At 65.4% G+C, this 11,450-nt stretch carries 11 protein-coding genes; 1 reads left to right on the forward strand and 10 read right to left on the reverse strand.

What is annotated here, in order from left to right:
- Positions 1 to 9: 9 nt before the first annotated feature.
- From EAV90_RS19550 to EAV90_RS19570, 5 genes are read right to left on the reverse strand one after another with little or no spacing between them, the layout of a single operon-like run.
- On the reverse strand, positions 10 to 1,146 hold the full coding sequence (locus tag EAV90_RS19550; RefSeq protein ID WP_122405658.1) for an NAD(P)/FAD-dependent oxidoreductase: 1,137 nt from the start codon (positions 1,144 to 1,146) through the stop codon (positions 10 to 12).
- Between the two features lie 8 nt (positions 1,147 to 1,154).
- Positions 1,155 to 1,961: an ABC transporter permease gene (locus EAV90_RS19555; RefSeq protein ID WP_122405659.1), complete on the reverse strand. Its 807-nt coding sequence runs from the start codon at positions 1,959 to 1,961 to the stop codon at positions 1,155 to 1,157.
- Positions 1,958 to 2,833, reverse strand: coding sequence for an ABC transporter permease (locus tag EAV90_RS19560; RefSeq protein WP_122405660.1), 876 nt, complete (start codon positions 2,831 to 2,833; stop codon positions 1,958 to 1,960). Before EAV90_RS19560 ends, EAV90_RS19555 begins: the two co-directional genes overlap by 4 nt.
- Positions 2,830 to 3,870, reverse strand: a complete 1,041-nt coding sequence (locus EAV90_RS19565; protein WP_122405661.1) for an ABC transporter ATP-binding protein — start codon at positions 3,868 to 3,870, stop codon at positions 2,830 to 2,832. The genes EAV90_RS19560 and EAV90_RS19565 overlap by 4 nt, the downstream gene beginning before the upstream one ends.
- A gap of 28 nt (positions 3,871 to 3,898) precedes the next feature.
- Positions 3,899 to 4,933 carry an ABC transporter substrate-binding protein gene (locus EAV90_RS19570; RefSeq protein ID WP_129144397.1) on the reverse strand — a complete coding sequence of 345 codons (1,035 nt, stop codon included), beginning with the start codon at positions 4,931 to 4,933 and terminating at the stop codon, positions 3,899 to 3,901.
- A gap of 272 nt (positions 4,934 to 5,205) precedes the next feature.
- Between EAV90_RS19570 and EAV90_RS19575 the strand changes: the two genes are divergently transcribed.
- Positions 5,206 to 6,129 (forward strand): LysR substrate-binding domain-containing protein, encoded by a 924-nt coding sequence (locus EAV90_RS19575; protein ID WP_129144398.1) that lies wholly within the window; start codon positions 5,206 to 5,208, stop codon positions 6,127 to 6,129.
- Here EAV90_RS19575 and EAV90_RS19580 read toward each other — a convergent pair.
- From EAV90_RS19580 to EAV90_RS19600, 5 genes are read right to left on the reverse strand one after another with little or no spacing between them, the layout of a single operon-like run.
- A complete protein-coding gene (locus tag EAV90_RS19580; protein ID WP_129144399.1) occupies positions 6,119 to 7,492 on the reverse strand; it encodes an amidohydrolase family protein in 1,374 nt (457 codons plus the stop codon). The two genes, EAV90_RS19575 and EAV90_RS19580, sit on opposite strands and share 11 nt — an antisense overlap.
- Positions 7,489 to 9,072 (reverse strand): ABC transporter substrate-binding protein, encoded by a 1,584-nt coding sequence (locus tag EAV90_RS19585; RefSeq protein WP_129144400.1) that lies wholly within the window; start codon positions 9,070 to 9,072, stop codon positions 7,489 to 7,491. Before EAV90_RS19585 ends, EAV90_RS19580 begins: the two co-directional genes overlap by 4 nt.
- A gap of 23 nt (positions 9,073 to 9,095) precedes the next feature.
- Positions 9,096 to 9,752, reverse strand: coding sequence for an aspartate/glutamate racemase family protein (locus tag EAV90_RS19590; protein ID WP_129144401.1), 657 nt, complete (start codon positions 9,750 to 9,752; stop codon positions 9,096 to 9,098).
- A gap of 8 nt (positions 9,753 to 9,760) precedes the next feature.
- Positions 9,761 to 10,645 carry a polysaccharide deacetylase family protein gene (locus EAV90_RS19595; RefSeq protein WP_122405667.1) on the reverse strand — a complete coding sequence of 295 codons (885 nt, stop codon included), beginning with the start codon at positions 10,643 to 10,645 and terminating at the stop codon, positions 9,761 to 9,763.
- Entirely contained in the window at positions 10,632 to 11,447 is an 816-nt protein-coding gene (locus EAV90_RS19600) for an ABC transporter substrate-binding protein (protein WP_164937016.1), read from the reverse strand. Before EAV90_RS19600 ends, EAV90_RS19595 begins: the two co-directional genes overlap by 14 nt.
- Positions 11,448 to 11,450: the final 3 nt, after the last annotated feature.

Here is an 11,450-nt window from a genome sequence, read left to right on the forward strand (position 1 = left end):
TTGATATCTCTAATAACCGCTGCTGTTCGCCGCGCCAGCGCCACCGAAACGGCTGGCCGAGAACGCCCCGACCAGCTCCGGCTCGAGCGCGCCCTGCGCCACCATGCGCGCGATCTCGAAGGCGTGGTTGGAGGCGAGCGTCACGCCGGAATGGCAGCAGGCGACGAAGGCGCCGGGATGCGTCTCCGACTGGTCGTAGATCGGAAAGCCGTCCTGCGGCATGACGCGAATGCCGGACCAGCTCCTGACCACGTTGAGCCGCGCCAGATGCGGGAACATGCGCTGGGCGCGATCGGCCATGACGCCGCTGATCGAAGGCTTCAGCACGCGATCATCCAGCTCATCCTCCTTGCTGTCGCCGATCATCACCGTGCCCTCGTCGGTCTGGCGGATCGTGGTCAGCGGATGCGGCAGGAACGGCATGGTGCGCTCGGTCACGACGATCTGGCCGCGAGTCGGCCCCATCGGCGCGTAGAGACCGACCATCGGTGCGAGTGTCTGGTTCGCATTGCCGGCGGCGAGCACGATCTTGGCGGCACGCAGCTCGCCCTTGGGCGTCGTCAGGCGGAATTCGCCGCCGCTCTTGCTGATCGCCGAGACCGGACGCTCCGGAAAATAATCGATGCCGAACGCCCTGAAGCCGGTGTGGAAGGCGCGGAAGGTGCGCAGCGAATTGACGTGGCCGTCGAGCGGACAATAGCTGCCGCCGGAGACCTCGGGCCCGATCAGCGGCAGCGCCTTCTTGATCTCGGAGGGCCGCAACATCTCCATCTTGTAGTCGGCAGCGCCGACCTGGTTGTGCATGCGCTTGACGAGCTCGGCGCGCTGGCCGAATTCGTCCTCGCCGAGGGTGAGATGAAAACCGCCATTTTGCTGGAGGCAGACGTCGAGGCCGGTCTGTTGCTTCAGCTCGGAGGCAAGCCGGCCCCATGCCTGCGAGGCCTGCACGGTCCAGCCTGTATAGGCGGGCATGCCGAGGCCCTTGCTCTGCACCCATACCAGCGCGAAGTTCGCGCGCGAAGCACGCTTGGTGATGTCGCCTTCGTCGAGCACGGCGACGCTCTTGCCGAGGCGGCCGAGGCCCCAGGCAATGGCGGAGCCGAGCAGTCCGCCGCCGACGACGGCGACGTCGTAATCCGTTCGCATGGGTTCTCCTATCGTCCCGTGTCGCCCTTGCCGGCGAGCACGCGGTCGAGCCCGTAGAAGCGGTCGAGCAGAATGAGGGCGGTCATGGTGATCGCGATCACGCAGGCCGAGACCGACGTCACCAGCGGATCGATGTTGTCCTGGATATAAAGGAACATGCGCACCGGCAACGTCTCGGTGCCGGGCGCGGCGAGGAAGACGGTCATGGTGAGATCGTCAAAGGACTGGATGAAGGCGAGCGCCCAGCCGCTGATCACGCCGGGCAGGATCAACGGCAAGGTGACGCGGCGGAACAGCGTCCAGCTGCCCGCACCGAGTGAGACCGCAGCCATTTCGACCGAGCGATCCATGCCGGTGGCCGCCGCCAGTGTCAGCCGCAGCGCGAATGGAAACACGATGATGACATGCGCGATGATCAGCGCGGCAAAGCTGCCGCCGAGACCGGCTGACGTAAAGAATCTCAGGAAAGCGATGCCGAGTACGACATGCGGGATCATCAGCGGCGACAGGAAGAGAGCTGCGAGCACATCGCGGCCACGGAAGCGATAGCGCGCGATCGCGAGCGCGGCAGGCACTGCGAACAGCAACGCGACCAAGGACGATAGCGCTCCGAGGCCGAGGCTGACCCAGAAGGCATGGATGAATTCGGGGTAGTTCGCGATCGTCCTGAACCAGCGCAGCGAAAAACCATTGGTCGGCAGCGACAGAAAACCTTCGGGCGTGAAGGCGACGAGGCAGACCACGAGGATCGGCGCCACCATGACGATAACGAAGATGGTGTGGAAGATCAGCGCCAGCGGGCCATTCCGTCTCATCGGAACACCTCCGCGTAGCGCCGCTCGATCAGCGCGTTGCTGCCGACGACGATCAGCACCAGCGCCACCAGCAGCAGCGTCGCGACCGCCGCCCCCAGCGGCCAGTTCAGCGTGTTGAGGAACTCGTCATAGGCCAGCGTCGCAGCGACCTTGAGCCGGCGGCCGCCGATGATCGCAGGCGTCGCAAAGGCGCTGGCCGAGAGCGAGAACACGATGATCGCGCCCGACAGCACGCCCGGCATGATCTGCGGCATGATGATGCGGCGGATGATGGTCGCAGGGCTGGCGCCAAGCGACATCGCGGCATTCTCGATCTGCGGATCGAGCCGCTGCAGGGCCGCCCACACCGAGAGCACCATGAACGGCATCATGACGTGGGCGAGCGCGACGACCATTCCCGTCTCGGTGAACATGAAGGGAATTGGCGAGCGGATCGCGCCAAGCGACATCAGCAGCTTGTTGACGAGGCCGTTGTTACCGCCGAACAGCAGCGCCCAGCCGAGCGTGCGCGCGACGACGGAGATCAGCAGTGGTCCGAGAATGACCAGCAGGAAGAAGCTCTTCCAGCGACCACTCATGCGGTTGAGGATGTAGGCTTCGGGTGCGCCCAGCAATGCAGTGAGCAGCGTGGTCAGGATCGCGATGCGAAACGTCCGCCAGAACATTTCGGCGTAATAGGGATCGGTCGCGATCTCGTGCCAGTTCTTGAGGATGAAGACCGGTTCGATGCCCTTGTACTGGCCCCAATCGTGGAACGACAGCATTACCGTCATGGCCAGCGGGATCAGCAGCACGCCGACGAACAGCATCAAGGCGGGCGCCGTCAGCGCCCACGGCGCACGCGCGCTGCGTTCCTCGGCGGCCATGCTCATGCGACCGCCCTCGCACGCACGCTCATGTCTTCCGGACGCCAGGACAGGCGAACGGCCTCGCCTTCGGCAGGCTGCGCCTGGCCGTCATTCTGGCGGATCACGATGGCTGGGCCGCATTCGCTCTCGCACTGGAACAGCCAGTGATTGCCCTGGAAGATGCGCGTGACGATCTTTGCGGTGAGGCCCGCATCGCCAAAGCCGATACGCTCGGGGCGAACGCTGACGGTCACAGCACCGTTGAGGCCAGCCGGCGCCGGTGCGCTCCAGGAGCCCGCCACCAGCTTCGCGGCCGCGGCAGTCCGATCGATCATCGCGGCAAAATCGTTGGTCTTGCCGAGGAATTGCGAGACAAAGGCCGAGGCCGGCTTCTCATAGGTTTCCTGCGGCGTGCCGATCTGCTCGATCTTGCCCTGGCTCATCACCACGATGCGGTCCGACAGCGACATCGCCTCGTTCTGGTCGTGGGTGACGAGAATCGTGGTGGTGCCGATGGTGCGCTGGATCTGGCGCAGCTCGATCTGCATCTCCTCGCGCAGCTTTGCGTCGAGATTCGACAGCGGCTCGTCGAGCAGCAGCACGCTCGGCTTGATCACCAGCGCCCGCGCCAGCGCCACGCGCTGCTGCTGGCCACCCGACATGCGGCGCGGATGGCGGTCCTCGTAACCGGCGAGCCCCACCATCGCGAGCGCGGCGCGGACGCGCTCGGTCCGCTCATTGCGCGATACGTTGCGCATCTCCAGGCCGAAGGCGACGTTCTCCGCCGCGGTCATGTGCGGAAACAGCGCGTAGCTCTGGAACACGATGCCGAGACCACGCTTGGCCGGATGGACCGCGGTCAGGTCCTTGCCCTCGAGGCGGATCGCGCCGCGTGTCGGATCGAGGAAGCCCGCGATCATCTGCAACGTCGTGGTCTTGCCGCAGCCGGAGGGGCCGAGGAAGGAGATGAACTCCCCCTTCCCCACCGACAAACTGAAGTCATCGACCACAGTCTGCGCGCCGAACTGCTTTGCGACCCGATCGAGCTCGAGATAGGCCATGACGCTGTCTCCGCTGCCGACGATCAGATCAGCGCTCGACCTCGCGATTCCAGCGCTTGGTCCACTCCTCGCGCTTCTCGTTGATGACGGTCCAGTCCGGATTATAGAGCTTGGCCGCGCGCTCGCCGATCGGCGCCATCTTGCCGAGCTCCGGCGGGATCACCAGCGACTTCAGCACCGGGCCGTAGCCGTAATCCTTCAGCATCACGAGTTGGATTTTTGGATCAAGCAGCATCTTGACGAAGCTCGCCGCCAGCGGAGAGGCATTGGGCTTGTTGATCGGGCACGCCGTCGTCAGCAGGGTCGCCGCGCCTTCCTTGGGATAGACGAAGTCGACGGGGAAGCCGGTATTGGCAAAGCTCTGGACGCGGCCGGTGCCCCACACCGCGATCACGGCCTGGCCGGACTGGAACAGCTCGGTCATCTTGCCGGGTGACGGCTCATAGGCGAGCACGTTCGGATTGATCTGCTCCTTGAAGATCTTGAAGCCGGAATCGACGTTGGTCTCGCCGCCGCCGTTCATCTTCGACAGCATCACCAGGGCTTCGAGACCGTAGGTGTTGTTGATCGGCGGGATCACGAGCTGTTTTGCGTATTTCGTGTCCTTTAGGTCGTTCCACGAGGTCGGCGGCGCCCAGCCTTTTTCCTTGAACACCTTGGTGTTGTACATCAGGCCGGTGGCGACGATCCCGATCGCGACCGCGCGATCGTCCTTGAAGCGCGCGGTGTCGTAGAGATCGGCGGGCAGGCCGTCGAGCTTGCCGCAGAAGCCGAGCTGGATCGCCTGGTACATCGGGCCGTCGTCGACGATGGCGACGTCGATCTGCTGGTTGCCCTTCTGCGCCTGGAGCTTCGCCAGCGTGTCAGTCGAGTTGCCGGCGACGTATTCGACCTTGACGCCGTTCTCCTTCTCGAAGGCCGGGATCACCTCGTCGCGGATGGTCTTCTCGAACGAGCCGCCATAGCCGGCGACATAGAGCGTTTTCTGCTGGGCCGAGGCGACCGACGGGGCGGCAATGAGCGCCGCGATGCTGACCGCTGTCAGAAGGCGAAGAGTCTTCATTTGGACCGATCTCCAATACCGGAATGAGGTGACGTGCCGACGAATCTCGCTGGCTGAAGCGCCTGCCGCATTTCCTTCCGCACCAATCCGTTTCCGATCAGGGCTCCGGCCCCCATTCGGCGGGTCTTGGCGCGATCTGGAGGTTTGAACCCCTCCAATCTGCCGAAAAAGCGGGCTGTCTCCAGTCCTGATGAAAAAGATCGCAACCTATACTTCCATCGTCCAATGAATAATGGCACCCTTTGCATGCCGAAATATTATAAAGGGATGGGATGGCGCGGATCAATTCGCGGCAGGTCGAGGCCTTCCGGGCGACGATGCTGACCGGCAGTGTCACCGAGGCGGCGAAGCTGATGGTGGTGACCCAGCCGGCGGTGAGCCGGCTGCTGCGCGACCTCCAGGCACTGCTCAAGATGGAGCTGTTCGAGCGGCGCGGCACCGGCCTGGTGCCGACTGCCGCGGCGATGGCGCTCTATACCGAGGTCGAGCGCTCCTTCGTCGGCCTCGAGCGCATCACGGCGGCAGCCGAGGAAATCCGCGGCCGCCGCACCGGCTCGCTGCGCATAGCCGCGCTGCCGGCGCTGGCAAACGGCTACTTGCCACGCCTTGCCGGGCACTTCCTGATGGAGCGGCCCAACCTCAACCTCGCCTTCTTCGGCGTGATCTCGCCGATCGTGGTCGATTGGGTGCTGAACAACCAATGCGACATCGGCTTTGCCGAAGTGCCGATCGCACATTCCGGCCTGCCGAGCCAGCGGCTGCCGGCATTGGCGCGCGTCGCGGTGCTGCCGACCGGTCATCGCCTGGCCGAGAAAGCGGTGCTGGAGCCGCGCGATTTCGAGGGCGAGACCTTCATCTCGCTGTCGGCGGGATCGTCGAGCCGGCATCTCGTCGATCAGGTCTTCCACCGCCACGACGTCCGCCGCGTGCTCAGGGTCGAGACCACGCTGTCGGAGATCATGTGCGGCATGGTCTCGTCAGGGCTCGGGGTCTCGATCTGCGATCCCTTCACCGCGCAGGAGTTTGCAACGCGCGGCGTCGTCGTGCGCCGCTTCCTGCCGCGCATCGACTTCGAATTCTCGGCGGTCTTTCCGGCGCAGCGCAGCCCGTCGCCGGTCGCGCTGGATCTGGTCGAGACCATGCGCAAGGCGTTGATGGAGTTCGAGGACCAGGGCGAGACAGTGGTCAGCCGTTGAACGCCGCCTGCGCCTCCGGCAAATCCCAGATCTTGCCGATTGCGGCGGTGCCCGCCGCAATGATCGCCGCCTCGTCGGCGCCGAGATAGCATCCCTCGTCGACCAGCACGCGGCCATCGACCATGACGTGATCGATATTGGCACGGTTGGCGAGCGCGATCAGCGCGCGGCGCGGATCGAACAGCGGCTGAAGATGCGGATGGGTGAGATCGACCACGGTAAGATCGGCGGTCGCGCCCGGCTCGATGCGGCCGAGGTCCGGCCGCTTGATGACGTCGGCGGCCACCGCCGTGTTCGCCTCGATCAACTCGGGTGAGTTCGCGACGTCAGGACGCGCCGAGGTGATCTTGGAGATCAGCGAGGCCGCATTGAGCTCGCCGAGCAGATCCATGTTGTAGCCGTCGGTGCCTACCACGGTGCGTACGCCGTGCTCGGCGAAGCGGCTGAAGGCGGCGGTGATGCCGGCGCGCGCAAACACGCGCGGGCAGTTCAGCACGGTCATGCCGCGCGCGGCCATCAGCTTGAGATCGTCGTCGCTGCTGAACATGCAGTGCGCGGCCATGAGGTCGGGCGCCAGCAGGCCGAGCCAGTCCAGATATTGCGCCGGCGTGCGGCCGCAGTAACGCTTGCCGATGGTCTCGACCTCGGCGCGGCTCTGCGCCATGTGCGTCGTGATGGGTACACCGAGCTCGCGCGCCCGCGCCGCGCAGGCCTTCAGGAGATCGGGGCCGCAGGTGTCGGTCGCATGCGGGCTCATGGCGAGGCCAATGCGGCCGTCGCCGCGATTGTGCCAGCGCTGGTAGAGCGCATCCCACGTCGCCATGTCGGCGGCGCCGTCGTCGCGGGAATAACGGACCACGCCATCAGCGCCGGCCTTGGCATCCGAGGTCGAGAACAGATAGGGCGCCCCGTAGAAGCGGATGCCCATCTCCTCGGCCGCGTCGAACATCTCGGGGATCGAATTGCGGAACGGCTCCATCACCGTGGTGGCGCCGCCCTTGAGCAGCTGGAGGATGCCGAGCCGGGCCACCGCCATGCGCTCTTCCGCCGACAAGATATCGGCGCCGCGCTTGGTCAGCGGCAGCAGCACCGTATAGACGATGCTCTGGTTGTTCTTGCGGCCGTTGCCGTCCTCGGTGTGGCTGCGCGCCACGGCTTCCGAGAAGCAGTGATTGTGCAGATTCAGCAGGCCCGGCAGCACGAAGCGGCCGGGGCGGTCATAGACCTGGTCCGCGCGCGGTTTGTCGCGCGTGACCGCGGCGATTGTCTTGCCTTCGACCAGGACCCAATGGTCGCGCAAGACATCCTGCGCGCCGTCTTTGCGCGACAACACATAGCTGCCGAAGATTGCTGTGGTGCTCATGCAGGGCGTACGTTCCAGAACACGACGGTGCCGTCGAGAATGCCGGTGATGGCCTTGCGATAGGCGGTCGGCTGCTTGTACAGGCCGATCGGAATATAGGGGATTTCCTCGAACGCGACCGCCTGAATCTCGCGGCAGATGCGCTGCTGCTCGGCGAGCTCGGAGGCCGCCAGCCACTGGCTGCGCAACGCGCCCATCTTCGTGCTCGCATACCAGCCGGCGACCTTGCCTTCGCCACGGATGTTGGTGTTGCCGGCCGGGTTGAGCCAGTCGATGCCCTGCCAGTTGCCGACCGCTGCGCTCCAGCCGCCCTGTCCGATCGGGTCCTTCTTCAGCTGGCGCTGCAGCACGACGGCAAAATCGAGCCCGGCATATTCGACGTTCATGCCGGCCTTGCGCAAGCTGTCCACCGCGATCTCGCCGAGCGGCTTTTGCGCCAGCGAGTTGGTGGGGACGAGCAGCACGATCTTCTCCCCGTTATAGCCGGCGGCCTTGAGGTCGGCCTTGACCTTTTCGTAGTTGCGCGGGCCGCGGAACACGTCGAGGCCGACATCGCTCGCCATCGGTGTGCCGGGGGCGAAATAGCCGATCGGCGAGACCTGGAACGCCGGATCGGTGCCGGCGACAGCGGTCATGAAGGCGGACTGGTCGATCGCACCCAGCAGCGCGCGGCGAATGGCGGGATTGTCGAACGGCGGCTGCAGATGATTGAGGCGCAGCATGCAGGCGTAGCCACGGGGATCGAGAATGCGGGTCTCGATGTCGCCGGCGGCCCTGATCACCGGCAAGAGATCATGCGGCGTGGTCTCCTGCCAGTCCTGCTCGCCGGTCTGGAGTGCGGCGACGCCGGTGCCGGCGTCGGGCGTGGTGGTCCAGACCACGCGATCGTAATGCACGATCTTCGGACCGGCGGTCCAATCCGGCTTGCCGTCGGTGCGCGGCTGGTAGCGCTCGAACTTGGCATAAGCGTTGCGCGCGCCCTGCACGCGCTCGTCGGCGAGATAGCGGAACGGGCCGCTGCCGACGACCTCGGTGAGCGGCTTGAACGGATCCTGGCTCGCCAGCCGTTCCGGCATCATGAAGCAGGCATTGATCGCGGCCTTGCCGAGCGCCTGCGGCAACAGCGGGAATGGACGCTTCAGACGGAAGCGGATGGTGCGGTCGTCGGCGGCCGACAGCTCATTGGTTGCCTCCATCAGCTCGCCGCCAAAGCCATCGCGCGCCGCCCAGCGGCGGATGCTGGCGACGCAGTCGCGCGCGAGCACGCGCTCGCCGTCATGCCAGAACAGGCCGTCGCGCAAGGTGAGATCCCACTGAAGTTGGTCGCCGGAGACGACATGGCCCGACAGCATCTGCGGCGAAACCTGGAGCGATGAGCTCATGCCATAGAGCGTGTCATAGACCATGAAGCCGTGGTTACGCGACACCTGCGCGGTCGAGTAGATGGGATCCACGAAGGCGAGATCGATCACCGGGATGAAGCGCAGCGTGGATTGAGATTCGGCGCGGACGATGCCCGGCAGCGACAGCGCCGGCATGGCTACGGCGGCCTTGAGGAGCGAACGGCGAGAGATAGGCATCACAAAGGGCTCCTGACCGGATCTTACGTGTTCAACAAGACCGCCCCGATCGCGGCCGCGACCGCCTGCTGCGCCGGCTCGACCACGGGCACGCCGATCGCATCCGCAATCGCCGCGCGATGCGAGGCCATGCCGGCGCAGCCCATCACCACAACATCGGCGCGACATTGGGTGACCAGCGCGCGGCCGGCTTCGATCAGCCGCCCGCGGATGTCGGCGCCTGCCGTCTCCGCTGCGCTCGCGCCGACGGACCAGCTTCCGGCATAGCGACGATCGACGCCCATCACCCGCACCATGCGCTGCTGGCGGCGGATGCTCGACGGCGACAGTGCGATCACGCCGAAGCGTTCGCCCAGCATCAGAGCACGAAAGATGCCGCATTCGGCAATGCCGAGTACCGGGCGTCCGCCGGCCGCCTCACGCACCGCATGCAGGCCGGGATCGCTGAAGCAGGCGAGCACGAACGCATCCGCATCGTGGCGCGCCACGCGGTTCACCAGCGGCATGACGACGCTGTCGGCATCGCGCTGCGAGCTGATGCCCGGCGGACCCTCGGCAAGTCCGATCACTTCGATGTCGGGCCCGCCGGCGATCCGCAGCGGCGCCACTGCATCGTCGATCGCCGCCGTCACGGACGCCGAGGAGTTGGGGTTGATGACGAGGATGCGGCGGCGGGTCATGGCACTGCTCAGCGGCTGCCGGCTTCGTGGCGTAGGAAGTTCTCCGCGATCTTCTCGCCGGTGGTGATCCAGACATCCGGGCACGACTTCACGTAAGTCAGGAACTCGCGCAGCAGCCGCAGCCGCATCGGACGGCCGCTGCATTGCGGGTGCAGCACCGTCGTCACCATCGCGCCCCAGTCGCGGACCTCGTCGAGCTCGTCCTTCCACATTGAGAGCACATGCTCTTTCGGGAAGATCGAGCGCGGACTGAAGCGTGCCGAGAGGCCATGCATCCAGTCGTCATAGCTCGCGGTGACCGGCAGCTCGATCGTGCCGGGCTTGCCGTCGGCAAGACGATGGCGATAGGGCCGCACGTCATCGCGGAACGATGAGGTGTAGACGATGCCGTGGCGCACCAGCGCGACGCGCAGCTCCTCGGTGAACTCGCCGTAAGGGGCGCGATAGCCGGTCGGTTTGACGCCGAGCCGGCGCTTCAGCGCCTCGAAGCCGCGCTCCAGCTCTTCCTCGATCCAGGGATCACCGGGATCGGGCAGCAGATGGTGGTAGCCGTGATGGCCGATCTCGTGGCCGGCCTTCAGAATCGATTCGGCCATCGCCGGATGCGCATCGACCGACCAACCCGTGACGAAGAAGGTCGCCTTGAGATCGAGCTGGTCGAGCAGCTCCAGCAGCTTCGGCGTGCCGACGCGCGCCTCATAGCCCCCATAGCTCATGGTGATGAGCCGCTGCGCGTGACCTGCGTCCTTGCTGGTCCAGGCGCTCTCGGCGTCGACGTCGAACGACAGGAACATCGCGGATGTGTACGGCTTCGGCCATGGATAGTTTGGCGCGGGATCCGCGGTGTTGGCCGGAACGAGCGGGATGCTCTCGAGTGCCTTACTGTCCAGCATTGATGGTCGCCTTCTCTATTGCGTTGTCGCTCAGTTTCCACTTCGTCAGCAGGGTCTTATAGGTGCCGTCCGCGATCAGCGCATCGACGGCTTCGAGCATGGCCTGCTGAAGGGCCTTTTCCTTGACCGGCAGCGCGATGCCCGTGAACTGCGTCGCGAAGGGATCGCCGACCGGCGCATAGGTGCCCGGCTCGAGGTCCATCAGATAGGGCAGCGTCTCGTTGCCCTGCACGGCGGCGTCGATACGGCCCTGCCTGAGCTGGTTACGCGCATCGGCCGAGCCGTCGGTGCCGACGAACTGGACCGGATTGCTGCCGCAGTTCTTCTGGCTCCACTTGTCGATCTCAGCGGGAAACATGGTCCGGCGGCTGGCGCCGACCTTCTTGCCGCAGAGCGCAGCCATGTCCTTGAACTCGGACGCACGGGACTGCTGCACGAAGAATTTTGGACCGCTGCGCAAATAATCGACGAAGGACGCGATCTCGTGCCGGCTGGCATAGTCGGTGAAACCCGACAGGATGGCATCCACCCGTCCCGTCGAAATCGACGGCATGAATTCGGCAAAGCTGGTCTCGGTCCACTCGATCTTGACGCCGAGCTTGCGGCCGATCGCCTCGCCGAGATCGATATCGAATCCGGACAGCGCGTTGGTGGCGGGATCGCGGAACTCCATCGGCGGATAGTTCGGCACCAGCGCCACCTTGAGGCTGCCGCGCTTGACGATGTCGGGCGGCAACTCGATCGCCATCACCGATGCACTCATGGCGCCCAGGAATGCCGCCGCAAGCAAAAGTCTCTTCATCAC

Origin of the sequence: Bradyrhizobium vignae, from assembly GCF_004114425.1 — a bacterium.
Taxonomy (GTDB): domain Bacteria; phylum Pseudomonadota; class Alphaproteobacteria; order Rhizobiales; family Xanthobacteraceae; genus Bradyrhizobium; species Bradyrhizobium vignae.